At 69.0% G+C, this 25,544-nt stretch carries 21 protein-coding genes and 4 pseudogenes; 13 read left to right on the top strand and 12 right to left on the bottom strand.

Going from position 1 to position 25,544, the window contains the following annotated elements; all coding sequences use genetic code 11:
- Positions 1-23: 23 nt before the first annotated feature.
- The 4 genes from BN6_RS16230 to BN6_RS16215 all read right to left on the bottom strand — a co-directional run bounded on the left by BN6_RS16230 (position 24) and on the right by BN6_RS16215 (position 2,486).
- Entirely contained in the window at positions 24-269 is a 246-nt protein-coding gene (locus BN6_RS16230; RefSeq protein WP_015100759.1) for an acyl carrier protein, read from the bottom strand.
- A gap of 66 nt (positions 270-335) precedes the next feature.
- On the bottom strand, positions 336-1,769 hold the full coding sequence (locus BN6_RS16225) for an ABC1 kinase family protein (RefSeq protein WP_158509391.1): 1,434 nt from the start codon (positions 1,767-1,769) through the stop codon (positions 336-338).
- Between the two features lie 207 nt (positions 1,770-1,976).
- Positions 1,977-2,186: a hypothetical protein gene (locus tag BN6_RS16220; RefSeq protein WP_041312937.1), complete on the bottom strand. Its 210-nt coding sequence runs from the start codon at positions 2,184-2,186 to the stop codon at positions 1,977-1,979.
- A 48-nt stretch (positions 2,187-2,234) separates the two neighbouring features.
- On the bottom strand, positions 2,235-2,486 hold the full coding sequence (locus BN6_RS16215; RefSeq protein WP_015100756.1) for a hypothetical protein: 252 nt from the start codon (positions 2,484-2,486) through the stop codon (positions 2,235-2,237).
- A gap of 654 nt (positions 2,487-3,140) precedes the next feature.
- Here BN6_RS16215 and BN6_RS16210 point away from each other — a divergent pair.
- From BN6_RS16210 to BN6_RS16200, 3 genes are all read left to right on the top strand, one after another.
- Positions 3,141-4,589, top strand: a complete 1,449-nt coding sequence (locus BN6_RS16210) for a wax ester/triacylglycerol synthase domain-containing protein (RefSeq protein ID WP_015100755.1) — start codon at positions 3,141-3,143, stop codon at positions 4,587-4,589.
- A 474-nt stretch (positions 4,590-5,063) separates the two neighbouring features.
- Positions 5,064-5,837, top strand: coding sequence for a helix-turn-helix domain-containing protein (locus BN6_RS49615; protein WP_269454336.1), 774 nt, complete (start codon positions 5,064-5,066; stop codon positions 5,835-5,837).
- Between the two features lie 709 nt (positions 5,838-6,546).
- Positions 6,547-6,744 (top strand): hypothetical protein, encoded by a 198-nt coding sequence (locus BN6_RS16200; protein WP_041312933.1) that lies wholly within the window; start codon positions 6,547-6,549, stop codon positions 6,742-6,744.
- 548 nt (positions 6,745-7,292) lie between these two features.
- Here the strand turns inward: BN6_RS16200 and BN6_RS46700 are convergent.
- A complete protein-coding gene (locus tag BN6_RS46700; RefSeq protein WP_158509389.1) occupies positions 7,293-7,448 on the bottom strand; it encodes a hypothetical protein in 156 nt (51 codons plus the stop codon).
- Positions 7,449-7,614: 166 nt separating this feature from the next.
- On the opposite strand from BN6_RS46700, the pseudogene BN6_RS48790 reads away from it, so the two are divergent.
- A pseudogene (locus BN6_RS48790) lies at positions 7,615-7,779 on the top strand (IS630 family transposase); the annotation flags it as partial.
- 83 nt (positions 7,780-7,862) lie between these two features.
- On the opposite strand, the gene BN6_RS46695 reads toward BN6_RS48790, so the two are convergent.
- Positions 7,863-8,162: a hypothetical protein gene (locus tag BN6_RS46695; RefSeq protein ID WP_158509388.1), complete on the bottom strand. Its 300-nt coding sequence runs from the start codon at positions 8,160-8,162 to the stop codon at positions 7,863-7,865.
- 435 nt (positions 8,163-8,597) lie between these two features.
- Positions 8,598-9,167: a hypothetical protein gene (locus tag BN6_RS16190; RefSeq protein ID WP_041312929.1), complete on the bottom strand. Its 570-nt coding sequence runs from the start codon at positions 9,165-9,167 to the stop codon at positions 8,598-8,600.
- 485 nt (positions 9,168-9,652) lie between these two features.
- Between BN6_RS16190 and BN6_RS47875 the strand changes: the two genes are divergently transcribed.
- The 6 genes and pseudogenes from BN6_RS47875 (at position 9,653) to BN6_RS16180 (ending at position 11,752) form a co-directional block, all read left to right on the top strand.
- Entirely contained in the window at positions 9,653-9,904 is a 252-nt protein-coding gene (locus BN6_RS47875; protein WP_197540279.1) for a hypothetical protein, read from the top strand.
- Between the two features lie 27 nt (positions 9,905-9,931).
- Positions 9,932-10,216 (top strand): hypothetical protein, encoded by a 285-nt coding sequence (locus BN6_RS47870; protein ID WP_015100748.1) that lies wholly within the window; start codon positions 9,932-9,934, stop codon positions 10,214-10,216.
- A complete protein-coding gene (locus tag BN6_RS50230) occupies positions 10,213-10,473 on the top strand; it encodes a recombinase family protein (RefSeq protein WP_197540278.1) in 261 nt (86 codons plus the stop codon). The genes BN6_RS47870 and BN6_RS50230 overlap by 4 nt, the downstream gene beginning before the upstream one ends.
- Positions 10,474-10,536: 63 nt before the next feature.
- Positions 10,537-10,752: pseudogene (locus BN6_RS50225) on the top strand (transposase); the annotation flags it as partial.
- A gap of 182 nt (positions 10,753-10,934) precedes the next feature.
- The gene (locus tag BN6_RS48785; RefSeq protein ID WP_084672670.1) at positions 10,935-11,204 is read left to right on the top strand and encodes an IS3 family transposase; all 270 of its coding nucleotides are present in this window, start codon (positions 10,935-10,937) and stop codon (positions 11,202-11,204) included.
- Positions 11,201-11,752, top strand: a complete 552-nt coding sequence (locus BN6_RS16180; protein ID WP_231905310.1) for an IS3 family transposase — start codon at positions 11,201-11,203, stop codon at positions 11,750-11,752. Before BN6_RS48785 ends, BN6_RS16180 begins: the two co-directional genes overlap by 4 nt.
- On the opposite strand, the gene BN6_RS16175 is transcribed toward BN6_RS16180, so the two are convergent.
- The 3 genes from BN6_RS16175 to BN6_RS16165 all read right to left on the bottom strand — a co-directional run bounded on the left by BN6_RS16175 (position 11,655) and on the right by BN6_RS16165 (position 20,554).
- A complete protein-coding gene (locus BN6_RS16175; protein ID WP_041316446.1) occupies positions 11,655-13,334 on the bottom strand; it encodes an IS1182 family transposase in 1,680 nt (559 codons plus the stop codon). The two genes, BN6_RS16180 and BN6_RS16175, sit on opposite strands and share 98 nt — an antisense overlap.
- Positions 13,335-13,949: 615 nt before the next feature.
- A complete protein-coding gene (locus BN6_RS16170) occupies positions 13,950-14,393 on the bottom strand; it encodes a hypothetical protein (RefSeq protein ID WP_041312927.1) in 444 nt (147 codons plus the stop codon).
- A complete protein-coding gene (locus tag BN6_RS16165) occupies positions 14,390-20,554 on the bottom strand; it encodes a DNRLRE domain-containing protein (protein ID WP_148302897.1) in 6,165 nt (2,054 codons plus the stop codon). Before BN6_RS16165 ends, BN6_RS16170 begins: the two co-directional genes overlap by 4 nt.
- Before the next feature lie 263 nt (positions 20,555-20,817).
- Between BN6_RS16165 and BN6_RS41975 the strand changes: the two genes are divergently transcribed.
- Positions 20,818-22,539, top strand: coding sequence for an amidase domain-containing protein (locus tag BN6_RS41975; protein ID WP_015100741.1), 1,722 nt, complete (start codon positions 20,818-20,820; stop codon positions 22,537-22,539).
- 5 nt (positions 22,540-22,544) lie between these two features.
- Here the strand turns inward: BN6_RS41975 and BN6_RS16155 are convergent, their stop codons facing one another.
- Positions 22,545-22,910, bottom strand: a complete 366-nt coding sequence (locus tag BN6_RS16155) for a helix-turn-helix domain-containing protein (protein ID WP_051075590.1) — start codon at positions 22,908-22,910, stop codon at positions 22,545-22,547.
- Positions 22,911-23,024: 114 nt separating this feature from the next.
- On the opposite strand from BN6_RS16155, the gene BN6_RS46685 reads away from it, so the two are divergent.
- On the top strand, positions 23,025-23,192 hold the full coding sequence (locus BN6_RS46685) for a hypothetical protein (protein WP_158509387.1): 168 nt from the start codon (positions 23,025-23,027) through the stop codon (positions 23,190-23,192).
- A 21-nt stretch (positions 23,193-23,213) separates the two neighbouring features.
- On the opposite strand, the pseudogene BN6_RS16150 reads toward BN6_RS46685, so the two are convergent.
- Positions 23,214-24,116, bottom strand: a pseudogene (locus BN6_RS16150) (IS3 family transposase); the annotation flags it as partial.
- A gap of 52 nt (positions 24,117-24,168) precedes the next feature.
- Here BN6_RS16150 and BN6_RS16145 point away from each other — a divergent pair.
- A pseudogene (locus tag BN6_RS16145) lies at positions 24,169-25,389 on the top strand (ISAzo13 family transposase); the annotation flags it as partial.
- Positions 25,390-25,544 lie beyond the last annotated feature (155 nt).

The following is a 25,544-nucleotide window of genomic DNA, read 5'->3' as shown; positions in this document are numbered from 1 at the left end:
ACTCCCTCGTGTCGGGTGCCGTGTCAGACCCTGCGGCGCAGGTAGTCGACGATCTCGCCGACGGTGGCGAGCGCCTGGGCGTCCTCGTCCGGGATCTTCACCCCCCACTGCGCCTCGGTGACGTCGAACAGCTCCACGATGGCCAGGCTGTCGACGTCCAGGTCACCCTTGAGCGAGGAGTGCGCGTGGATCTTCTCCTCGGGCACCTCGGCGATCTTGGACAGCAGCTTGACGAACTCGGCCGAAACGGTGTCGGGGTCGATGGACATGGGTCAGCGCCTCCCGCGCGTCGAGGGTGCACGAACCGACCTGGGCGGCCGTGCACGGTGGACTTGTCACGTCTGGTCGCCATCCACGAGAGCGGTCGCGCTCACGGAGCGGGCGAGGCGCTTGTGGGTGGACCACAGGAAAGCGCCGGCGACGACTGCGAAGAGGCTGCGCCGGCGGCCCGCGTGGCGGTCGAGCCGGTTGGCTCGCTCGACGCGGAACACCATCTCGCCGCCGATCAGCTGGCGCAGGGCGGTGTGGACGTAGTGCAGCGTCTGGGTGCCGTTGGTTAGCAGTTCCAGCGTGACGTCGGCCAGCCGCGCCTCGGAGATGGCCTCGTCCGCGATGTCGATCATGATGTCCTGGAGCTGGTCGCGGAAGGTGCCCACGACGCTCAGCTCGGGTGCCAGGTAGCGGATGGAGCCCTCCAGGTTGGCGAACGACTTGCCCAGCAGCGCGATGGCGGGGTTGGTGCGGATGCCGTGCCGGGTCGAGCTGCCCAGCACCGAGGTGAAGGTGGCGCCGAAGTCGAGCCGGTCGAGCGTGACGGTGGTCAGGCTCGGGACGAGCAGCTCCATGTCGTTGCGGAACGCGGCGACGTCCGCGCGTTCGGTGGCGCGCCCCATGTCCACCCACGCGCGGGTGACGCCGAGGGCGTCGTTGAGGGCGACGTTGAGCAGCATCCGCAACATGCCCAGGCTGGTCCGGTGGTCGATGCGGCCGACCATGCCCCAGTCCAGCAGCGACGCTTTGCTTCCCGGCTGGACGAACACGTTGCCCGGGTGGGGATCGGCGTGGAAGACCTTGGTGGTGAAGTAGCTGCTGAACATGAACGCCATGAGGTCGCGGCCGATGCCGACGCGTTCGGCGGTGGTGAACTCCTCGGGACGGGCGTCGGCGATGGAGCAGCCCGGCGCCAGGCTCTGCACCATCACCGTCGGCGATGCTTCGTACACCTCGGGAACGTCGAGGTGCTTGTACTCGAGGACTTCGGCGCGAGCGCGGTCGGCCTCGACGGCCTCGCGGGTGAAGTCCAGTTCCGAGCGCATGGCTTCGAACAGCATGTCGAGCATGGCCCGCACGTCGACAAGCTCGGTGAACCCGGGCGCGGTCACGGCCAGCAGCCGGGCGGCGCGGCGCAGCAGCGCCATGTCCTCGGCGATGAGAGGTGCGATGTCCGGGCGCTGCACCTTGACAGCCACCGGCCGGCCGTCGGTCAGGGTGGCCGCGTAGACCTGGGCCAGCGAGGCGGAGCCGATCGGGTTCTCGGTGTCGAAGTCGGTGAACATCCCGCGCCACCGCCGACCGAGGCCGGCCCGCAGGACCGGTTCGAACTCGCCGAACGGGCGAGCTTCGACCCTGTCGTGCAATCCGCGCAGCTCCTCGGCGGTCGCCTGGGAGACGATGTCCGGGCGGGTCGACAGCATCTGCCCGACCTTGATGTAGAACGGTCCGAGCTGTTCCAGCGTCGCCCGCACCCGGCGGGCGCGCGTCCTGTCCACCGACCGACCCCCGGGCCCGCCCGAGGTCCCGCGTCCGGCACCGGGGGCTGGTTCCGGCCTCAGCAGCGCCAGCAGCGCTCGGGCGAGTTCACCGACGCGGTGCCGGCCCATGCCACCCGCCTCCTCGCTGTGCGATGTGCGCCCCGTCGCGCCGAGGGGACGTGTCGGATCCGCCGCGGTTGTGCCGGCGCTTGCCAAGGAGGCGACCTACGCGGACCCACCGGCGGCGCGCCAGTATGCGAACCAGGCCACGAGCACCGCGACCAGAGCGGTCCAGCCGAGGACGGCCGGCCACCACCGGGGCGCGGCCAGGTCGAGCAACGCGAGCCCGGCCGACGCCATGGCGAACACCGGGTGCAGGTCAGAGCGCTTGGCAGGCACGACGTGGCACTCCCGTTCCGCGACCGCTTCCGCCACCCGTACCACGACCGGTCGCCGCCGCGTGGACCTCTGGCCGGCTCGCGCCTACTTCTTGTCGGCGAGCTGCCGGGTGCCGAGCTGGTCCAGCTTGGCCGACAATTCGTCCAGTGAGGTCTTCAACGCCTGCAGGTCCCGGTGGATGGCACTGCGGTCGTCCTGTTCCAGCCCTCCCCGGATGCCGTTGTAGGAGTCGCCGTCGCGGTCGAGGATGTCGTCCACGAAGTCCTTGGTGTCGTCGACCACATCGCCCAGGTACCGGAAGAACCCGACCCCGTTGCGCCGCCTGTACCGACCCATCACTGCCTCCGTCTCAGCACTTCTCAAGGTTGCGCCGCGAACACCTGTTCCGCAGCCGTTCCGACAGGGCCGACTCTCACCCCTTTCCGGAAGATTCGTCCGGCCCACTGCCCCGGGCTCCCACACGTCGGGCGTGGCGACTCCACCACATTCCCGACCCGCGGAGAAAATCATCGGCAGCCGCATCGACCACTGCCGGACACCGCTCCCGAGCCGGTGCCGCGCCAACCGTTGCGCGAGCACCGGTTGCCGTGGTTGAGCCTGCCGTGGGAACTGGCCCCCTGGCCACGGGACCTTCGTACCACGCGGACCGGTCGACTGATCGGAAGGACAGCGGAGCAGTCGTCGGGTTCAACAGTTTTCACTCGCACGCCACTTACAACACCGGTCAGTCTCGCGATGCGCACGGAACGTGAGGAAATCGGTCGACCGATGACCCGTTCGGGCGGTGATCACTGGCCGCACACCACGTTATGGCCCATGCCCAAAAGTACCTGCCGACCGGCCGATGCGGCGTCGGACCAGAATTCCGTCACACCAACGGGGGTACACATAGACGGCGAATGTATGTGAGATGCGAACGTTGCCGTGTTCACGTCATCAGCCGCGAGCCACGGCGGACGATCCATTCCAACCGAGGGTGCGAGGACAACCATGCCCCACCGCAGCAGCGATCTTCCCAAACGCGGTATCTGGCGCTCGCCGAGCGAGATGAATGCGCTGGAAACACTGTTCTGGCGAGCGGAGAACCACCCGGGAATGCGGTCGAACATGGTGGGTGTGTTCGTGCTCGACCGATGCCCGGACTGGGAGCGCTTCGTGGGCAGGCACGAGTGGAGCACGCGCGTCGTCCCCCGGTTGCGGCACCGGGCGCTGGAGCCGCCACTGCGGCTGGGCCGGCCGTTCTGGGTCCCGGACGAGACCTTCGACGTGCGCAACCACGTGCACCGGGTGCGACTGCCGACCCCCTGCACGACCCGCCAACTGCTCGACCTGGTGGGCGCGGTCGTGTCACGTCCCCTGGCCCCCGAACGCCCGCTGTGGGAGGCGACGCTGGTGGAGGACTGGGACGACGGACACGGCGGGAAGGCCGCCTACTTGCTCAAGCTGCACCACAGCCTGTGCGACGGGATGGGCGCGGTGCAGCTGATCACCGTGCTGCTGGGCGAGGCGGCTGCCTCCGCAGCCGAGCCCGCGCTGCCGCCCGCCCACCGCCGCGCCGCGCACGCCACCACGCTGCTCGCCGGACGCCTGGCCAAGGTGCTGCTCGCGCTGCCCTCGGCCGCGACCCGCGCCGCACGGGGAACCCGTGCGGGCTTCCCTCGGCTCAAGGTGCCGTCGGCCGGTCGAGTCGTGAAGCGCGTGGTGTCGTTCGCCAGGACGACGCTCGTGCCCCCGGCCCCCGCGTCGCCGTTGCTGCGCGAACGCAGCAACGCCGTCCACCTCGACGCGCTCGACTTCCCCCGGAAGGCGTTCCGGGCGGCGGGCAAAGCGGGAGACGGCACCCTCAACGACGTCTTCGTGGCCGGCCTGATGGGCGGTGTCGACCGCTACCACCGCCACTTCGGGGTGGACCTGCCCGAACTCCCGATGCTGATCCCGATCAGCGTGCGCAAGCACGACGACCTCCCGGCGGGAAACCGGCTGGCCAGCACGAGGTTGGCCATGCCGGTGTCCGGCCTGGACCCGGTCACACGGATCGTCGAAGCCGGCCGCCGGATCGCCACCGTGCGCAGCAAGTCGACGCTGCGGGCGTTGGACCTGCTCACCCGGCCGCTCGCGCCGTTGCCTGGCCCGGTGGTGAGGTTCGCCCTGAGCCAGATGTTCCGGGGCAACGACCTGATCGCCACCAACTTCTCCGGACCACCCGGCCGGCTCGGCCTTGCGGGATCACAGGTGCTGGGCATTCTGCCGTTCCCGCCGCTGCTGTGCGGCGCGACGAGCATCGCACTGACCACCTACCAGGACCGCTGCCACATCGGGATCACGTTGGACACCGGCGCGTTCACCGATCCGGACGCCTTCGTCGCCGCACTGAGGGAGAGCTTCGAGGAGCTGTTCGCGCTCGCCCCGCGCGACCGCGTCGCGCCCCTGACCGGGTGACCACCACCACGACCGCCTGGAGGACCGATCTCATCCCCGTTGTACCTGCTCGACCTGCGAGGTAGGACAGCGCTCGTCACCAGGGCATCGGCAGGGCAATCGCCACCGGCCCGGCCGAGCCTGGGGGCCGCGGCCGGCGAGGTCGAGCAGCTGGCCGCCGGGTGCTCCTGCTCGCCTGCGACATGAACACCGGCGAGCAGATCAGGGCCGCCGCCCAAACGGTGCCGGCCGAGTCCGACGGCTTGGACCTGCTGGTCAAGAACGCCGAAGCATCGGGCACACGGGCTCGTTGCCGGACCCGGAGTTCGACGGCTGGCCGCGGGTGCTGCGGTTGCGGCGCGCAGATGCTCTCCCGCGACGCCGTCACCAACGCCGCCTTCGTTGACCCGGACGCCGGCCGCCAAGTGACCCCTTGCCGGAGGGCCGGTGAACGCCCCTGGTGCCAGTGGCATTCTCAGACTCGCTCTCGAAGCCGTGGACGAGGCGCGCACGGGTGTGCAGGCCGGACCGGCGGCCCGCTTGGCGGACGCGGTGCACCCGGTAACCACGCAAGCCGGATCGCCCTTCCGCGAGGGTTTGCTCACCGCCTGGCAACTGGACCGGCCCATCGGGCGCGACAACGACGTGTGCGACCGTGACACCGGCCGACCTCGCGACCGTGCCGCAACTTCCGGACGCGCCCGGAAGAAATGCTTGACCGCCCTTTGCGGCACCGTTTTCGAGGGATCCTGGACGTCTGCCGACCGGCCCGGTCATTCGCCGTGGCGGGTCATAGTGTTTTATGCGGACAACCAAATGGAGGTTTACTCGGTTCCTGCTGGTGTGGGACACTTCTTCGACCAGGACAAGAACGGGTCATTTGCGGTCAGGGAGATTTCACACATGTCTCCAAACGCCTCCGAGCAGGACGACGAGAGTGCTTGTGACCTAGTGGAATTGCTCCGGCAGGCGCACGCCCACCAGCGGGCAGCCCAACAGTTGATAGCCCGTGCGGAAGAACTGTGCCGACAGGGGCACGCTGCGGCCCGGAACCCGCCGCCCTGTCCTGGTGGAGATGTGTGGGACCGGTTCACCGAACGTGAGACCGAGGTAGCGGAATTGCTCACCCAGGGCATGTCGAACCGTATCATCGCGCGCCGCCTGGACATCTCGGAGCGCACCGTCAAGAACCATCTGAACTCAATTTTCCAGAAGCTCGGCGTGGCCGACCGGACCCAGACGGTGATCGCCCTGATGCGCGGCACATGACCCACGTTCTCCACCCCCACCTGCGCAGCGCCCCAACCGGCCGCCATTCGCTCGACCAAAGCGGTGCCGCGCTTACCCCGCTCGTCACCATTCGAGCCGAAACCCGATCGCATCGTTGCCCGTCGAGATCGGCTGATCTGGCGGTGCGCAGGGCACATCCGAGCAGAAAGGTGCACGACGAGCGCGCTGTCAAGATCCATCCGACGACGTGAGGAGGCGCGGCCGGGGAGTGTCCGATTCGGTGAATACGTCGTGGATGTTCCCTCGCTGTCGTCAGCGGATCACCCAACCGGCTGAACCGGAACACCGTCGGCCGCGCTGCCAACGCCGGCACGATCGGGCGTCGCGAGCCCGACCATCGGCGAAAGGCGGCCGTGGCGTTGTCCACGCTTGACCGGATGCGAGCAGCCGAGCGCAGCATCGGGCATGATTCCCGACCTGGTTGCCCGACACATCGGGGACAAGGGGTGGCGGGACGACGTCCGCGATCGTCTCGAAATCGCGGGTCTGCTCGGCTTGCTCTACCGGGAAACCGGCCGGTGCCGGCCCTGGCCACAAATATCCCGGAGGCTCCCGGCTGCGGGTACATCGCGATGCCCGGCATGATCGAACTTCCGGCGAGGACGTCCGTACGGCTGCACGGTGGGAGCTGCGCTGGGCCGAAGACCGGCTGTCGGACATCGCCTTCGGCAACGCCGAGGAACAGTGGTTGACCAGGCTCGCCGCCGCCGAGCAGGCTGTCGCCGCGGCGGTCCGGGTCATCGAGCTGATCCACGCCGACGAAACCCCGACACACGCCGGTCCCGGCTCATCCGGCTGGGAGGACGCCGCACGCGCACTCCAACTCGCCCAGCGCCTGCTCGCCGAGGCGCGGGCCGGCCGAACTCACGCCACCACCCGTCTCTGAACGAGGTGTAAAGCGGTTCCAGCCGCGCTGGTCGTCGGCACGGTCAGAAACCGCTCACAGGACCTTGCGGAGACAACGGAACCAGAGAGGAAGGTGTCTCCGGTTCCACGTGGGAGCGCGGGTCGGAGACGGGGCGGTAGGAGAGACGCAACGCAGCGGGGTCGCGAGCAGGGCGGCCCTGGGGACGGCGGCGTCGATCCACGCCTCGTCCTGCCGACGGGGATGTGCAGGTACGGGGTTCACGAGCACGTCGGTGCGGATCGTGTCGTCGTCGGACGGCAGCCGGGTCTGCCGCTCCGCGCGAGGGACACCGCGTCCAACAGTGCCCGGAACGAGACGTCGGCATCCGGTGTTGTCGGGCACCCACAGCGCCGGGTCACCGCAGTCGGCCTCGACGCGCGCTGCCGCGACTGCGGCGCTACCGGCGCCGACGGCGACCACCGACTCGGGCGCGTCCAACTCCCGGTCCAGACGGCGGGGCGGACCGGTGATGGTCCGCAACCTGGAGCGCAGGTCGGGCACCCACCGCTGCCGGTGGTCGGTTCGACCTACGAGGGCGGTCCCGCCGAACGACGCGAACCAGTCCTGCGCCCCTCGTCGACCAGGTTGGTGGTGCCGTCCAGACGCGGGTCGTTCTCGACCCGGCGGACCTCGTCGGCGACGCTCGCTTCCTCGCACACGGGCCGCGCGATCGCGGGCAGCACCGCTCGGACGATCGCCTCTGCGACGCAGGCGGTGCCGCCACCTCGGAGCCCACCGGACCACGACGACCAGCCGCGGCTGGTCGTCGTGGTCCCTGCCGCTCCCACGCGGTGATGACTGCGACGTCCGGTCGCTGCGGTGAGGCGGGCTGTGTCGAAGTGCTCCGATCCCGGTGACTCGTCCTGGCTCTACCGCGTCGAACGCTGGTTCGCCGAACTGAGCACGAAAAGACTCCGACGAGGCGTCCACTCCTCGGCCGCGGCACTGGAGGCCGACATCCATGACCGGATAGCCACCCGGAACAGCAATCCGAAGCCCTACGTGTGGACCCGGGCCGAGACCAGATCCTCGAACGCCTCGACGGACAGCTGAACGGAATTCCAGATACCAGGAGGCCAGCCGTGCGCCGGCCCGGCCTACCGCCACCGGCCGACCAGGTACACGGACCGGCGTCTACCAGGGGCCAGCTCGCCGAGGTCGACCAGCAGTTCGAGCACGCTCTCGACGTCCTCCATGGAGTGCTCGCGCCTGAGGTAGTTGAACCGGTACAGCCCGAAGCAGACGACCTGCGCGGCCTCGAACGCCGCGATCCGCGCCCGGCAGCGGTCGACCAGGTCGACCGGGTACCTGGCCAGTGCCTGCCGGACGGTCTTGTCGGTGTCGAACTCCTCGACGGTCTCCGAGCCCCCGCGACCCGGCACCACCACTAGCTCCACTGCATCAACCCGTCCCGTCGGCGTGTTCGGTGCCACCAGTGTCGCGGGTCGGTGTCGTCCGTCACCATCAGGTGACAACGAGCTCGTCCATCACCTGCGCGGAGCCGCCGCCGGCGTCCCCGGTGCCAGCATTGCGTATCGCTATCACACGACCGTGGCGAATGGACCTGCCCGACAGTGGGTCACGACCGAAGCCCGCGGGTAACCGCCGGGATGTGTTGGTCCAATGCGGCGGTCCGCTTCTTGGGCGGTGGCCTTTCTAACCGACCAATTCGTGCCCGTGGCGCAGCTCCTGGTGGACGCGCGCAGCGTCGACACCCCGGGATCGCCCGGAGGTGGCCGGGCACCGGCGCGATCCGGTCCGCCCTGACAGGACGTTGTCCGGCGGCACCGGACCGGTGCCGGTTCGGTGCCGCCGGTGCCGGTCACGGGCGGTCAGGCCTGGTGGATCTTCCAGTCGGCGACGTTGTCGCTGCGGTTGTAGTAGGCGTTGGTGTCCACGTCGAGTTTGCCGCCGTCGGTGGCGTGCTGGTTGGTCTCCAGGAAGCCGCCGTTGTCGCCGTAGGTGTTCCACAGGTGGACCACGTCGCCCTTGCGGACGTACCCGTCGGTCGGCGCGGAGGTCTCAGCGAAGATCCGCCAGCGGCCGGTGCCGGCGGCGCGGTCCTTGCTCGTGGAGGTAGAGACGTTGTACTTGCCTCCGGCGCTCTTCTGCGCGGCGGTGGCGTGGCCGTTGGTGTCGAGGTAGCCGCCGTCACCGCCGTAGAGGTTGCGCAGGTACACCAGGTCCCCGCTCTCCACCGGGGTCCCGTTCGCCTTGCCCGAGGCGGACAGGATCTCCCAGGTACCGGTGCCCACCCCGCGGGTGGCGGTATCGGCGGTCGACACCGCGTACTTGCCGCCGACGTCCGCACTGTGCCCGTTGGTGTCCAGGTAACCACCCGTCCAGGCGGCGTACCCGTTCTGCAGGTGGATCTTGTCACCGTACTTGAGCTCGTTCGCCATGCAGCCACTCCTCGGATCGGGAACCCCCGCGTCCCGGCCGCCGGCGGGGGACCACCCGCTGCCCGGTGCTTCACCCCGATGACGGTGATCAACACCTGGACGGTCAAGAAGACGACGGCCGCACCCGCGCACAGTGGCGCGCCGCATGGTGAACGCCACCCCGATGCGAGACACCCGACCCGGAACACGACACCCACGTCTCGGATGGGCCAGACCGTCAGACCACGGCATCGGCCGAGCAGCCACGTGCGCCCCGCGGCCAGGCGTGTGCGCGGCGAACCATCCGGATGTGACGCGGCCTTAACCGCCCTTTGTCACCGATGGCACGGTGTGGACGGCCGGCGCGGAGTGGTCGAGGCGGGGACGAGCGGATGTTGCGAGCGTCCACCAAGAATGCCCTGCAGGACTGGTCCGACCAGGCGTACTCGCACAGCCGATCGTCATCGCGGAAGTCGGGCGGCGTCACCCCGGCACACGACCCGATCATGACGCCGAGAGCCGACCACACCATGACCGTGTCCGCACCGCCGCATCCCGCGACGCTGGCAGCGTGGATCGCCGCCACCGTCGAGCCGGGCATCCCCGCCTTGAACCCAGCGCCGGCCGGGACGTTGCGGTTCCTGTTCTACGCCAGGGCCTCCACCTCCGAGCACCAGGACCCACAGACCTCGCGGGCGTGGCAGCTGGACGTCGCACACCGACTCGTCGACAGGCACGGCACCATCGTCGGCGAGTAGTTCTTCGAGAACGGCTGTTCCCGACAAGTGCCCTGGCACAAGCGACCCCAAGCCCCGGCGCTGCTGCGCCACATCGCGGCCAACGCCCACCTGGTCGACGCGGTGGTGGTCGGCGAGTACGAACGCGCGTTCCTCGATACCGACCAGGTGCGGGCACTGCGCGCGTTCCTGGAGCACTTCCGGGTACGGCTGTGGCTGCCCGAGGCCGACGGTCCCGTCGAGTTCGACAACCCCCTGCGCACGAAGCCCTGCTCACCGTCCTGGCCGCGCGGTCACAAGCGGAGGTGGTGCGCGCCCGGCACCGAGTCATGATCGCCATGCGCAGACAGACCGTCGAACAGGGCCGCTACCTCGGCGGCAGACCACCCTACGGCTACCGGCTCGTCGACGCCGGACCCCACCCCAACCGCGCACTGGCCCGACGCGGAGTACGGCGACAACAACTCGCACCCGACCCCGCCATAGCACACGTCGTAAAACTGATCTTCCACCTACGCCTCGCCGGACACAGCAAGGCGGCCATCGCACGACACCTCAACGAACAAGGAATCCCCGGCCCGTCGCACTGAGGTTCCCCCGGTAGCTCGGAGTTTTTTCAGGCATGGTCCGATGGGGCCTGAAGGGAGTCGTCCGTGGCACCACCGAAGAAGTACCCCGACGAGTTGAGGGCCCGTGCGGTCCGGTTGTACCGGGAGTCCGACCCGAAGCCGGTGATCCGGCGCCTGGCCGGGCAGCTGGGCGTGCACCCGGAGGCGTTGCGGAACTGGATCCGGCAGGACGAGGCCGACCGCGGCGAGCGGGACGACCGGCCCACCGCGACCGAGTCCAAGGAGCTGCGCCGCCTCCGCAAGGAAAACGCGGAACTGAAGCGGGCCAACGAGATCCTGAAGACCGCGTCCGCGTTTTTCGCGGCGGAACCCGACCCGACCCGGCGACGGTCGCGAAGCTCGTCGAGCAGCTTCGCGACCGCTTCGGGGTCGAGTTCGTCCTCCGGGTCCTCGGCGTCGCCTCCTCCACCTACCGCGGCTGGGTGGCCAGACAGGCCGACCCGTCGGACCGCGAACGCGAGGACCGGGCGATCACCGCCGAGATCACCGACATCCACACCGCCTCCGGCGGCACCTACGGCAGCCCGCGGGTGCACCAGGTGCTGCGGCGTCGGGGTGTCCGCGTGTCGCGCAAGCGTGTCGAGCGGCTGATGCGCCAGGCCGGCCTGCAGGGCGCTTTCCTGCGCAAACAGGGGGGCGGATGCCGCCGACCAGGCGGGATCCGCGGGCCGCACCGGCGCCCGATCGGGTGAACCGGGACTTCACCGCGCCCGCGCCGGACCGGTTGTGGGTGGCCGACGCCACCCGGATCCGCACCGGCGAGGGCGTGTTCTGGCTCGCTGCCGTGCGCGACACGTTCTCCAACCGGATCGTGGGCTGGAAGACCAGCGACCGCTGTGACACCGGCCTGGTCCTGGGCGCCCTGGAGTACGCGATCTGGTCGCGCGACGTGCGCGACGGGCAGCTGATCCACCACAGCGACCGCGGGTCGACCTATACGGCCTTCCGGTTCGCGGAACGGTTGGCGGACAACGGAATCCTGCCGTCGATGGGGTCGGTCGGCGACTCGTACGACAATGCCTTGATGGAGAACTTCTTCTCCACGCTGAAGATCGAACTGGTCTACCGACGGTCCTGGCGCACCCGCGACGAAGCCGAGAACGACCTGTTCGCCTACATCGACGGACCCTGTTGCCCAATTTTCATGCGGCATGAGGGAGGTCGAGCCCCGCCACGTAGGAGATTCGAGTCGGCGCGAGTGGTGTTCCGTTCCACCAGGCGTCCAGCCGGATCAGGTTGACGGCGGCAGCGGTGAAGATGTGCGCAAGATGCGTTTTGGCCAGGCTTGTGTAGCGTGAGCGGCGTACTCCGGTGACGGCGACGGCTTGGTGGATGGTGCCCTCGACACCGGCACGGGTGGCGTAGCGTTGCTTCCATTCCTCGGTGGCCTGCTTTGCCCGGACACGTTCGAGCAGAACGTTCTGCTCCTGAGGACGGATGGTCAGTTGCCTGCCGTAGCGGTGTGAGCTGGTGCACTGGTCGCGCACAGGGCAGGGCGCGCAGGTGCCGGTGGCGAACCGGATCCGGATCGCCGGACGCTTGCCGCTGTCGAAGCCTTCGGTCCAGTACTTACTGGTTGCTCCGGTCGGGCACGTGGCCTGTTTGCCCGACCAGTCGATCTCGAAGGCTTCCGTGCTGAAGTCCTTGTGTCCGTTGGCCTGTCGCGTGGTGTTCGATCGCACCGGACCGACAACGGCCACGCCGTGCTCGGCCTGGGATTCCAGCAGCAGCTCGGCGGAGGTGTAGCCGGCGTCGACGAGGTGTTCGGCGGGCAGTAGGTCCTTGTCGCGGAGGCGGTTGTGGATCTGATCGAGGACCACGGCGTCGTTCACGGTGGCGTCGGTGGTCAGGACGTCGGTGATCAGGTGGGGCCGTCCGGTCTCGGCAGTGTCGTCGCAGGTTTCACTGAGGTGGACCTTGTAACCGTCCCACCCCATCCCTCGCTTCATCCCGTATCTGGAATCGGTGTCGTACGGGGAGGTGATCCGGTCCCGACTGGGTGGGAGATCGTCCTTTCCCCGCAAGGATGCCGTCTGCTCGTCGCCGTCGCCGACTCGGTGGTACTGCTGAAGCCATACGGCCCGCAGGATCTCCACCGCGGGAATCTCGCGCAGCCATGTCGGTGCGGCGGGCGAGAAGACCGCTTCCAACAGCCGGTAACCGTCGTCGCCGATCTGTCGAGCCTGGGCGGCCCGTTCGTCCTCGGCCCGAGGCAGCCGGTAGGCGTCGGTCCGTACTCCGTACCGCTGCCGCCACACCGGCTCCATCCACCCACCGAGCCACTCCGGTGACGCCGCGGCCAACGCCTCCAGCGCCGCCCGCAGCGTCTCCCCGACGAACTCCAAGCGGTTGAGCGACCGGACCGCGGCCAGCACATGGGTCGAATCGGTCCGCTGTCTGCCCCTGCCCACCACCAAGCCCAGTTCCGTCAGGCGACCCAACAGCATGTCGAGGACCGTCTCCTCCAGGTCGTGGGCGAGCAGGCGGTCACGAAAACCGGTGAGCACTGTGAAGTCGAAGCCCGTATGCGACAACTCCAAGCCCAGCAAGTACTTCCAGTCGATCCGCGACCTGACCGCGTGCGCGGCCTGGCGATCGGTCAGGTTCTCCGCGAACTGCAACACGCTGACCAACGCCAACTGTCCAGGCGAGATTCCCGGCCTGCCCCGTACACCGAACGCCGACCTGAAGACCTCGTCGTCGAACAACGGCCCCAACCGGTCACGGACGTTCATCGCCAAGCATCCCTTGGGAAACGCCGCCCGAGCCACTTGGGCAGTCAACTCAGGGACTTCCGACCACGCCCGTGGTTGCAGCGACACTAACAGCTCCACTCGCATGCGGGACAAGACCAACATGTTGATCATGCACCACGACGATCACACCGGGATGAGGGCCATGGGAATTGGGCAACAGGGTCATCGACGGGTTCTACAACACCGAACGCATCCAAAAGGACCTCGCCTGGCTCAGCCCCGACGAGTACGAAACCGCCTGGCACGCCGCCCAGACCGAACCGACTACCATCCCGGCATCACCGACCCGATCCAGGTAACAACCACCTCGGGTTATCGGGGGAACCTCACAGGAACACCACATCCAACACAGCCGACCCCGCACCACCAACCCTGACGACCTCGGACAACCCGCCACTCCACCCCAAACCCACCGGAAACCCAGGCCACACCGTGCCCGGCCGGAACCGGCCAAGCCTGCACCGATCCATCGCCCCCCGACGGCCAACCGCTACCCGACACGCCAACATTCCACAACACAACGAATGCACTCTCATGCCGCTGGTCGCGCCGCCTCGACGCTCGCATGTGCCCGCGAGCGCAGGTTCCCGCGCTCGGCTGCGCAAGCACACAGGCCTGACCCCGGCTGCCTACCACGGGCGCTTCGGTGTCCTTGGAGGACTCGATGGACCGGTGGCGGTGTCAGCCGATCCGGTCGACCAGGTGACCCCCGGCCTGGCACACCCACACTGCGATCCCGTCCCGCAGTTCGGGGTGTTGACCGACCCGGTGCTGCGGACATACCGGCCACACGACACTATCGCGCGACGCGATGAGCGACTGAACGGCGTCGGCGATCGAGACCAGGGCCGGCTCACGGGCCACCGCCCACACCTGGTCGTGGCCGACGGTGTTGTCCTCCGCGGGCATCTCCGGCCGGTGGCCGAGCGCCGCCTCGGCCTGGTCGAGTACCAACGGCACCAGTTCGGCCACCAGTTCCTGCCGCCGTTGCGCGGCCAGTTCCTCGACGTACCAGGCAGGTGCGCTCCCGTGACGGTCGAACACCTCTTCCAGCCACGGGCGCACCAGTGGGTCGTGGACCTCGGACCCGAGCACGGGTTCGAGGTCCACGACCCAGGAACTCACCAGATCATTCCGACGTACCAATAACCGAACCTGCCGTAGAGGGTGAGGGTGCCGGACGCGGAGAACGTCATCCGGTCCCATGGTCCCAGATAACAGGTCCAGAAGCCCCAGCAGTGATACCCACCGCGGGCCCTGGAGGCCAGGTTGGAGTACCAGCTCCCGTGGAAGGTGTACATCCCCAGCTCGCCATGGGAGTAGCGGCCACCGCCGATGCGCCACCCGTTCGCGGTGAAGGAGTACCCGAACCCGGCGCGGATGTATGCCCACGCCCACATGCCCCGGAACCGGAACCACCACTGCATCGAGCACCGATTCCCGTCACACACCCGCTGCATACCCGCGCACGCCGTCGCGTTGCACCTGCTGAACTGCCGTGACCACAACCTGCCGTCGAGGTCCTGGTTGTTGACCGGATCCTGGTTGGCGTAGTCGTAGGCGTTGGCGGATCCGCCCGCCACCGGATCGGTCTGCAAGAACCGGCCCAGCGACGGCGAGTACAGCCGAACCCCCATGAGTACCACGCCGCCGAGGGCCTCGGCCGAGCGCAGGTGCGTGCCGAGATAGCCGTACCGAGCGCCGGAGTTCTGGTTGCCGAACTCATCGGAGTTCTGCACCGTCGGTGCTTGCCCCGCGGTCAGCGGGAGGGCCACCACGACGTCGTCGTGCAGGTTGGTCAACTGCAGCACGGTGCCCGCAGTGCCCGTGGTCGCGGCGAGACCCTCAGACGGCGCCAGCACGTTGCGCGTGATGTCGCCGTTGGAGTTCTCCACGATCCACCGGGGGCTGTCGCTGTCGCCGTCGTAGTGGTTGACCTTGGTGCCGGTCGGCTGCCACGTGCCGCCCACGTTCGACTCGGTCGCCGAGGTCCGCACCCGCGACCCGGTGTCCAGCGTCCAGGTCTGCCTGCGGTCGCCCGCCGTCGCCCGCTGCGCGAGGTCGTTGGCGTAGTAGGCGAACGTGGAGCCACCGGGGAGTGCGGTGGTGCGACCGAACGCGTCGTAGACGACCCCTGTGTCGACCAGGCGGTCGGCCGAGTCGTGGGTGTGCGTCTTCTGCGTGCCGCCCGAGGTGGGGCAAGGTGCGTCCGGCACCGCCGCCGCCGTGGTCAACGACTTGCGGTTCGAGTGCTTGTCGAAGGTGTAGGTACGCCGCGTGCACACCGCGTCAGTGGTGTCGTCGACACCGGCGAGTCTGCCGACGGCGTCGTACTGGTAGGTCTGCGACGACACGCGGCCCGGCGAACCGACATGACTGAGCCGTTCGCCGTGCACGGACAGGGTTACCGAGTCGCTCAGCAGCACCGCCCCGTCGGAGTCGCGGGTGTAGACCCGCGATACCGCCTGCCCGGTGGGGTCGGCCGACTGCCGCATGGTGTGACCACCAGGCAGCCGCTGCTCGGAGACGGATCCGTTGGCGTCGTACCGGGTGCCGAACTGGCCCGCGACCGAGTCCGTCCGCCCCGTGACGACCCCGCGGGGGTCGATGGATGTGTCGTAGCTGGACAGCGCGTTCGCCGGCGTGGACTCGGTCTCCCGAACCGGGCGGTTGAGCAGGTCGTACTCGGCGGTGGACACCCCGTTGTCGGCATCGGTGTAGGACACCTGGCGGCCCAGTTTGTCCTTGACCCGTGTGATGGTCCCGCCGGTTGTCGACGTCGTGCTGGTGACCGCCCCCGTCGCAGGGTCGTATCCGGTGGCCACGTCCGGGATTGCCGTACCCGCCGACCCGGTGATCGACACCAGGGTGACCCGGCCCGCCGGGTCGTGGGTCGTGGTCGCCGTGCGGGTGCTGCCGTTCGCGGTCTCGACGAGCTTGGTCACCTGACCGAAGAGCCCGTACTCGGTGGTCTTCTCCGGCAGTGCCGACGGGTTGGTGCCGCCGCCGGTGATGGCTCCGCCCGGTCCGGTGGAGCACGTCAGCCCCGACCACTCCGGGCGTCCGGCGCACGGGCCGGTGCCGGTGCCGGTGTAGTAGGAGGTCACCGTCGTGCCCGCGTCGGTGCCGGTCGAGTCGGGTGCCAGGGTCTTGACCACCCTGCCCTGCGCGTCGTACTGCGTGGACGTGGTGATCGCCAGACCGCCGGGGTCCTGGGTGGTGGAGGTGGCCACCCCCTTCGTCCAGTCGAACCCGGTCGCGGTGACCCGTGTGTCGGCGTGCAGCACGGGCTGTTCCCGCAGCTGGGCGCCGACGGTCACCGCGGTCACCTGGTCGCGGACGGTGGCCGAGCCGTCGGTCGGTCTGCCTGTGTCGTACTCGGTGACGGTCCTGGTCCGCGCGGCGACGCGGCTGCCTGCCGCGGCCACCGTGGTCGTGCCGTCGACGAGCGCGTTCACCAGCCCGATGTGGTGCAGGGGCCCGAGTTCCTCGACCTTGCGGGTCCCGTCGGGGGAATAGGTGAAGCGGGAGGACAGCAGTTCCGCCCGCTCCGCGCTCGACAGGCCCGCGATGCCGAGCGCGGTGAGCCGTGCGTCGGTGGACGTCGCCAGCGCTCGGTTCGCAGCGGTCAGGTCGCGCACCAGGTTGCCGAACTTGTCGTACTCGCTGGTCGTGATGTTGCCCGCGGGGTCGGCAGTGTTGACGCGCTCACCCGACGGGTCGAGGTAGTACACCGTCGCCCGGCCGTAGCCGTTCGCGGGCAGGTCCGACCCGGTGGAGGAGGTGGGGACCGAGTCGGCGGGGAAGATCGCGGTCGCGTCGGTTGGTGCCTGGTGCTGGCCCCACGTCCGTACCTCGGTCGTGCCCAGTTGGCGCGGCGCCGCCGAGCCGGTGGTCGGCACGCCGTAGACGAGGGTGGTGACCGAGGTGCCCGAGACGACGTCCCGGCTGCCCTGCTGGAGCGCGGGGCGTGTCACCTTGAGCAACATGCCGTCGCCCGAGGTCGCCGAGCCGCCCGCCGAGCCGTAGACGAAGGTCCACGGCAGCAGCCCTGGCGGGGTCAGCGTGGTGACCCGACCGGCGGCGTCGTAGTCGTAACCGGTCTTGAGCGCGGGGGAGATCCGCGGGTCCCACACCTCCCGCAGCCGTCCTTGGTCGTCGTAGGCGTACGCGGAGACGACCGTGGCGGTCGAAGCGGTCCCGCCGGGTGGGGTGGCCCACAGCGTCAACTCGCGCAGTTGCCCCGCGTAGTCGCCCAACGCAGAGCCGGTGGCGGTCGTCGCGGTTGCGTAGCCGAACTCCAGGACCCGACAGCCCTGGGCGGCCGGGGTGGTCTGGCAGGACGCTGCGGTCGCCGCACCCGGTGCGATGAGCCGCTTGGGCCTGGCGAGCGTGGTCCCGTTCACCACGACCTTCTCCGACACGACCACGGTGGTGCTGTCGGTGAGCCCGTTGACCAGCGAACTGGTCACCTGCCAGGTCACGGCCGCCGCGTCCACCTTGCCGAACGTGGTGACCGTGCCGATGGTGTCGGTCAGGGTGAACCCGGCACCGAAGCCGCCGGTGAGCGTCAACGACTCCTCACCGATCTGCGGCACCCAGCCGGTGCTGGTCGCGTTCGCGGTGAACGACACCGCCGAGCCGTCCTCCAGGACGACGTCGAGCGCGGTGTCGGTGGTGCGGCGGATGTGGGTGTACTGCGACTTGCCCGACTCCGCACTGATCCCGGACATCCACTCATCACCGAGGATGGCCGCCTGCCCCTCCTGCGCGGACCCCGCGTGCGGTGCCCGGGAGTCGGCGGACCGGGTGAAGGAGAGGCCGAAGAAGGAGGCGTCGTTGCTTTCGAGGGAGTGGTTGCCGGTCAGCAGGTTGACCGCCCCTGGTCCGATCTCCTCGCTGGTGGCGCCGTCGGCGTCGCGGTCGACCACGAGCTTGAGCGGTTCGGTGGCGCCTTGGGCGCTGTTGGGGCCGGTGAAGTCCGCCTTGACCTGGATCGCGCCGTCCGGGGTGACCGTGTCGGTGGCGGTCCACACCAGCGTCGGTGTCCGGCCCGCGGTCATCGCGACCGGCCACGACGTGAGCGCTTGGCCGTCCTTGGTGACGTGGCCGGGCGTGACGGTCGTCCACGGGTCGGCGTCGGAGCGCCGCCAGAGCAGGGTCGCCTGGTCGTACTTGCTGTCCGCCTCCACGGCGACCGCGACACGTCGGGCGGTGTGGGTGCCGTCCGACGGGGTGTCGAAGCCGCCGGGTCCCGCGTGGAAGGTGTAGTTGACTGCCTCGGACCTGTTGTCCGCGCGGTCGACGGACCGGACTTTGAGCGTGTGGGTGCCGTCCTTGGGCGGGGTAGCGGTGAAGGACACCGTGCCGACGGCGCCGCCGGTGGGCACCTTGGTCCAGGTGTCGCCGTCGAAGCTCCACTCCAGCCAGTGGTGGTCGGCCGCGGGTGGAGTGGCGGTGAACGTGCCGGGCTGCCCGCCGCCCTTGACCCACTGGGTCGACGGGTAGTCGGTGGAGTTCAGGCCGGTGGGCGCGGACGGATTGGTCGTGTCGACGACGAACGAGGTGAACGGCGACCACGTGGTGCTCCAGTGGGTGCCGTCGAAGGCGGTCGTGCGGAACTTGTAGGTCTGTCCGTTGGTGAGCTTGCCCGTGGCGACGGTCGCGGTGGCGACCTGACCGGCGGGCACGTCGTTCACGACCTGCGTGTCGACAACCGTGCCCGCGCTGTTCTGCACCTCGAACGTTGCGCGAAGCTTGTCGTTGTCGGCGTCACCGGTGCGGACGCGCAGGGTCGGAGTGGTGGTGTTGACGCGGAACTCGCCACCGTATGAGAAGAACGGCGGACCCGCCTGGGCGTCGGTGCCGTCCTTGGGCCTGTAGTTGTAGGTCACCTCCAGCGTCGGGATCTGGTTGGCCGCCGCGTTGCCGGAGTAGAAGCGCTTCCAGCCGGAGGTGTCGGCCTCGTTGCCCGCGCGCAGGCCCATGCTCGACTGCGGTCGTTGGGTGCCCGCCCAGTACGCGACCAGGCTGGTCACGTCCACGGTCGAGTAGCCGGGGTTGTTGCAGGTCCCGCCCGAGCGGCGGGTCTCGGTGGGGCTCGCGTGTTTGGTCAGCATCGCGGGCTGGTTGGTCCACCGGGTGGTGCTGGTCGCCTCGTCAGCCGCCCAAACCTGCCACTCCCTCTGGTCGCACGACCAGGAGTGGTAGTTGAACAGCCGCAGCTTGGCGTCGGTCACCAGCGCGCGGGAGATCGGCGCGGTGTTCCAGGTGACGAACGAGCGGGCCACTGTCTTCTTCGTGTGCGCCGCGTCGTCGTAGGTGCCCGGCCAGCCGATCTTCAGGTCGACCGAGCCGGACTCGTCTGTGGTGACGTCGGACTCGACGAAGGTGTCGAAGACGTTGCCCAGTCGGGTCATGGACGGGTCGACGCGCACGGGGAAGGTGGTCGCCGGGTCGGCCAGGAACGCCGGGTCCGGGCTCAACCCCAGCTCGATGGTCCCGCCGCGCTGCTCGACAGTCATCCGCACCGGCGCGCGGCGAGTGTGCTCGCCGGAGCGCTCGTCCACAGTGGAGTCCCACATGACCGGCGCGGGCATGGTCGCGACCTGCCTGCCGGACTTGCGGTCGGTGAACGCGACGCCGCCTTCGGCCTGGGCGGTCGCGACCAGCCCCTCGGCCTTGAGCGGCAACGTGTAGCTCACCGGCCCAGCAGGCCGCTGCTTGATGTCGACGAACTGCTCGAACCCGTCCCTGGTCATCGAGACCACGACGTCGGCGCCCGGCACGGCGTCGGGGTAGGTGGCGGTCGGCCCGTCCAGTCGCGGCGCGGGCAGCCCACCAGGCCATTGCAGGGTGATCGCTTCGGTTCCGGACCCGAGGGTGACCAGATCCCTGGCGGGTTCCGCGGCGCCGAGCGCCTTGGCGCGGGTGCCACCGGCACCCGCCAGCCGAGCACCGCGCGGGTGCGCCGGCGCGGCCACAGAACCGTCAGTCTGCGCGCGCAGGGTGAGGTCGACGTCGACCCACTTCCCGTCGCGCTGGAAACGCTGGGGTCCCGACGACAGCTCCGAGGTCAACGTGCCCGACGGGTTGGCCCACGTGGTCGTCGACTCGGACCGCTCGGACAACGCCTCGACCCGACGGCCGGACAGGCGGGCGGCGAGCCGGGCTGACGGGATGTCCGGAGCCTCGGTGACGCGCTTGGGCTGTGCAACCGGTGCCGCGGCTGGTGTGGCCGCGGCTGGTGCGGCGGTGATGACCGGCAGCAGCGGCGCGATCAGCAACAGCGAAAGGATAATGAGGGCGCGCGGGCGCGCGCCACCGCGAGGTGGTGACATGCAGAGACCCCCCAGGTCAGGCCGATCAGATCGGCTCAGCCAGACAAGCATCATCGCCGCACCACCCCGAGGCAATCCGCCAAAAGGTCTGCGGGGGCGGACGCCGCTGGTCACGCGGGGACGGGAAGGAGACCGGTGCGGCCGGATGTAGCACATTTGTGGGTCGAACGACCGGCAGCAGTTTCCGGCGCCGCTCCTAGCGTCGAAGCGTGTCCATACAACGATTATTGAGCAGATCCGTGGTCAGCGCGGTCGCTTTCGCGCTGGCCCTTCCGTTGGTCGTGGCACCTGCCATGGCGCAGACGCCGCTGCAGTTGAACACCACCAGTCCGTACCCGGTCGACGACACGGCGAGCAGGTCGCTGACGCCCACCGTGTCGGTGTACCCGGGCCAGCTCGGGTCGGTCGAGTTCGAGCTCTACAACGCCGAGCAGACGACGCGGCTCGCGGACGGGCCCGGCACAGTCGGTCCTGACGGCAGGGCGAGCTGGACGGTGCCGAGCGGGGTGCTCGCCGACGCGGTCGAGTACGCGTGGCGCAGCAGGGCTGTCGGCGGTGGCCAGGTGGGCAACTGGTCCGAGCTCCATCCCATTGTGACGGACTCGGTGGACGGAGTGGCCCTGCCTTCGAGCCCTCCGAGCCCTGGTGCGGTCGACGGGCTCGTGGTGACGCCTGCCGCTGGCGGTGCATACCTGACCTGGCAGGGCGCTGACGGTGGTCCTGGAGCGATCGTGACGCACTACGTGGTGCAGGCGTGGCGTGCTGACGGCGGCGGGTCACCGGCGGCCGAGGTGGTCGTGGCGGCGACCGAGGACCACGCTGTGGTGAGCGGGCTCTTTGACCAGTTCGAGTACAGGTTCGGGGTCACTGCGCACAACGAGTGGAACTCCGGTCCTGGTGCGGGATCCGGTGCACTGCGTCCGGCCGCGGCGCCCTTGCCGGCCGCGACGTTCACGGCGATGGCGACCAGTTACATCACGGCGCGCGGCAAGCTGTCCAGCGGTGCCACGAACAGCCCTTCGCGGGCGGTTGACGAGAGTCCGCACGCCGACGTCATCCGCGAGGCGGTGCTGGCCGACGGTCCCGCCGACGTGAAAGAGCGCGAGCACTTGGTGAAGGAGAACGTGCTCGTCACCTCGCACGCCGCGGAGGTGTCGGACGTCGCGGTCGTCCCCGGCCAGGGCGAGACCGTCACCGTGCACGCAAACGTCTTCGAGAAGCTCGACCAGGAGGCCGTGGTCAGCTCCACCGAGAAGGTCAAGTTGCCGGAGGAGCGCCTGCGCCGCTTCACCTTCACGTTCGTCGTCAAGAGCGGTGCGTCGAAGCTGACGTCCGTGACCACGCCGAAGGAGGGTGAAGGGCAGCCCGACGCCGTGGTGGAGACCCCGACGGTCAAGCCGGTCGAGATGGACGAGAACGGCTTCACCGAAGGCCCGGAGATCGTGTCGGCCGCCGCTGCGGTCAACCACGCCAGGATCTCCTCCTACGCACGGGTGTGGGCTCTGAAGGACAACCCGCACTACAAGATCAAGGGCAACGACTGCACGAACTTCATCTCCCAGGCGCTGCGTCACGGCTACTTCCCGAGGAGGCTCGGGCCGTACCGGTCCGAGAGCGTCTGGTGGTACAACGGCGCCTGGCCGATCTACGGGTCATGGACGTGGTACGCGGCCCACAACAGCTTCAACCACATGTGGAAGAAGAACCGCGCGGTCTTCCGCAGCCACACCAACCAGGCCGTGCCCGGAGACATCCTCTACTTCGACTTCCAGAACGACGGGAAGATCGACCACGCTGCCGTGGTTACCAACGTGCAGGGCTACCACGTCTGGTACGCACAGCACCAGCCCAAGCTGAAGTACCGGCACCTTCAGAAGGTTCTGGCGGGAAGTCCCAGCACCAGGGTCTACCTCGCGCACATGACGGGCTGAGCCGTTCACAGGTCTTCGAGCCGCACGAAGCCGTCCTGGATCGCCCTGGCGACCAAGGCGGCCTTCGTCGGTGCCGAGCGGCCTGCGTCCGCGTACTTGATCCTGGCGCGGTCGATGTAGCTGTTCACCGTCCGCACGGTGATTTCGAGCCTGCCGACCTCAACCAGCTGCCGCAGGTCGCGGTACATCGAAACCTGCCCGCTCTGCTGGAGGTCGAAGACGACGACGTCGGCGTCGCTGCCGGGAGCCGTCCACGCGACCGCCGCCCTGGCGCCCGCGTCGAGCACGCGCACCGGTGGATTCGCTGCCGCACACCACATCTCGACGCCCGCCACGATCGCGGGGTGGTCGTCGACGACCACGCTGGTCATCTCTGCCATGCCGCCTCCCCCTGCATCAGGTGAGTTTGTCGAGGGGGCTCTACATGGCGCCTACAACGTCTCTACATCCGCGATAGGCTCTGCCGCTGACACTCCTGGGGATACATGGATCTACAGAACTCGTTGGCACTGCTGGGTTTGCGCCTACACGTCGATCTGCGGGCAGAGAAAGCCGATACCTGGCAGGCGGTCGTCACCGCGTTGCGGGCGGTGAACGCGGCCATGGTGAACGACGCGGTCACACCGTCCGCGTACAACCAGCATGGGCCCTGACCCCGGATGTTGGACACGGGGTTATGCGGCGTGGGTCAGCGTAGCCGGTGTTGGTAGCAGGCTGTTCTCGTAGTCGATCGGGGAGGTCTGGCCGAGGTGGGAGTGGCGGCGTCGGGTGTTGTAGCGGTGTGCCGAGCCGAACACCGCCAGGCGTGTTTCCCTTGCGCTGCCCCAACTCCGGGCGCCTTGCAGTGTTTCGCGTGTGAAGGAGGCGTTGAGGCTTTCGGCGGCGGCGTTGTCGGCGGAGCTGCCGACCGCGCCCATGGACCTGGTGACCCCGGCGGTGCGACAGGCGTCGGCGAAGGATTCGGCACCGTATTGGGCTCCGTGGTCGCTGTGGAAGATCGCCCCGGCCAGGCTGCCCCGTGTCCGCTCCGCCGCGTGCAGGGCGTCGAGGACCAGGTCGACGCGCATGTGGTCGGCCACCGCCCAGCCGATCAGGCGGCGCGAGCACAGGTCCATCACGGTGGCCAGGTAGAGAAACCTGCCGTCGGCGATCGGCAGATAGGTGATGTCTCCGACGTAGCGGGTGTTCGGTGTCTGGGCGGTGAAGTCGCGTTCGAGCAGGTCGGGGACCTTCACCGCCGTCGGGTCGGCGAGGGTGGTGCGGTGCCGGCGGCGCAGCCGCAGCCCGGCCAAGCCGATGCCGCGCATCACCCGGGCGACGCGCTTGTGGTTGACCACCTGTCCAATGTCGTGCAGTTCGGCGGTGATCCGGGGGACGCCGTAGGTGCCGGCCGACTCGCGGTGGATTACCCGGATGCGGGCGGCCAGGCGGGCGTCGTCGGCAGCGCGGGCGGTCCGGTCGGGTGCGGTGGCCTTCCAGTGGTGGTAGCTGGACCGGGCGAGGCTGATGACCTGGCACAACCGCTTCACGCCGTGACGGCGCCGGTGATCGTCGACGAACTGGAAGCGGTTCAGGAGCCGTAACGAAATTACTGATAGTTCGACTTCATCATGATCATCTCTGTGGTACATGGCTGTCGTGGGGATATCGGGCCGGGTCCTGGCGGTGCTGGGGGTGAAGTTCGTGGCGTTGTTGCCGCATCTGGACGAGCGGCGGCGGCGTTTGTATCTGGCGACCGAGGCAGAGGCGTTGGGACACGGCGGGGTCGGCGTGGTGGCCAGGCTGGCGGAGGTGTCGCAGTCGACCATCACGCGTGGCCGTGCCGAACTCGCCGGCGGTGCCGGACCGCTGAGGCGGGTGCGCAGGCCCGGTGGTGGGCGCAAGTCCGCTGCCGAGAACGATCCCGGTCTGGTGCCGGCGCTGGAGGCGTTGATCGAGCCGCGGGAGCTCGGCGACCCGGTGTCCCCGTTGCGCTGGACCACCGCCTCGCTGCGCGACCTGGCCCGGGAGTTGACCGCCGCCGGGCACCCGGTCAGCGCCCCGGTGGCCGGCAGGCTGTTGCACAGGATGGGGTTCAGCCTGCAGGGCATGGCCAAGATCCGCGCCGGCAGCCAGGTGCCGGACCGCGACGCCCAGTTCCGGCACATCGACGCGGCCGTCGAGTCCTTCCTCGCGGCCGGTTTGCCGGTGGTGAGCGTGGATGCCAAGAAGAAGGAGCCGATCGGCGACTTCGCCCGCGCCGGCCGCACCTGGCGCCCCCACGGACGACCGATCACCGCCCCGGACCACGACTTCACCTACTCCGACACCCCGATCGCCATTCCCTACGGCGTCTACGACATCGGGCGCGACAGCGGCTGGGTGAACGTCGGCACCGACCGCAACACCGCCGCGTTCGCGGTGGAGTCCCTGCGCCGTTGGTGGAACGACCAGGGCCGCCTCGACTACCCCGCCGCCACCGGGTTGCTGGTCACCGCCGACGCCGACGGGGCGAACTCCGCCGATTCCACCCTGTTCAAGACGGACATCGCCACGTTCTGCGACGAGTCGGGGCTCACCATCACCGTCAAGCACTTCCCGCCGGGAACCTCGAAGTGGAACAAAGTCGAGCACCGACTGTTCTCCCGCATCACCCACAGCCTGCGCGGGCAACCCTCGACCAGCTACGAGGTGCTGCTTCGAAGCATCTCGACCACCCGCACCGGGCTGACCGTCAAGGCCACGCTGGACCACAACGACTACCCCACCGGCCGCACGCTGACCAAGGCCGAACGCCAGGCCGTCGCGCACCGCGTCGAACGCGAGGAGTTCCACGGTGAATGGAACTATGCCATCGCTCCGCGCGATCCCGATGCGGAAGCACCGACCGAGCCGACACGTCGACTGCCCGCGATCCCGGCCGAAGCCACCTTCCTGCTCACCCATCCCGCCCTGACCGGCATGACCCGCGAACGCTTCGACCGGCTCGTGGACGAACTCGAACCCTGCCGCAAGCTTCTGGCCGA

The sequence above is a fragment of the Saccharothrix espanaensis DSM 44229 genome, assembly GCF_000328705.1.
Classification (GTDB): Bacteria; Actinomycetota; Actinomycetes; order Mycobacteriales; family Pseudonocardiaceae; genus Actinosynnema; species Actinosynnema espanaense.
This window is presented reverse-complemented; position numbering and strand designations above follow the sequence as displayed.

Bases quoted from the DNA above. Each gene is read 5' to 3' on its own strand.
- BN6_RS16215 (WP_015100756.1), bottom strand. From the start codon at position 2,486: ATGGGTCGGTACAGGCGGCGCAACGGGGTCGGGTTCTTCCGGTACCTG.
- BN6_RS16190 (WP_041312929.1), bottom strand. From the start codon at position 9,167: ATGGCGAACGAGCTCAAGTACGGTGACAAGATCCACCTGCAGAACGGG.
- BN6_RS50230 (WP_197540278.1), top strand. From the start codon at position 10,213: ATGATCGCCATGCGCAGACAGACCGTCGAACAGGGCCGCTACCTCGGC.
- BN6_RS16155 (WP_051075590.1), bottom strand. From the start codon at position 22,910: ATGACCAGCGTGGTCGTCGACGACCACCCCGCGATCGTGGCGGGCGTC.
- BN6_RS16210 (WP_015100755.1), top strand. From the start codon at position 3,141: ATGCCCCACCGCAGCAGCGATCTTCCCAAACGCGGTATCTGGCGCTCG.
- BN6_RS47875 (WP_197540279.1), top strand. From the start codon at position 9,653: ATGACGCCGAGAGCCGACCACACCATGACCGTGTCCGCACCGCCGCAT.
- BN6_RS46685 (WP_158509387.1), top strand. From the start codon at position 23,025: ATGGATCTACAGAACTCGTTGGCACTGCTGGGTTTGCGCCTACACGTC.
- BN6_RS16230 (WP_015100759.1), bottom strand. From the start codon at position 269: ATGTCCATCGACCCCGACACCGTTTCGGCCGAGTTCGTCAAGCTGCTG.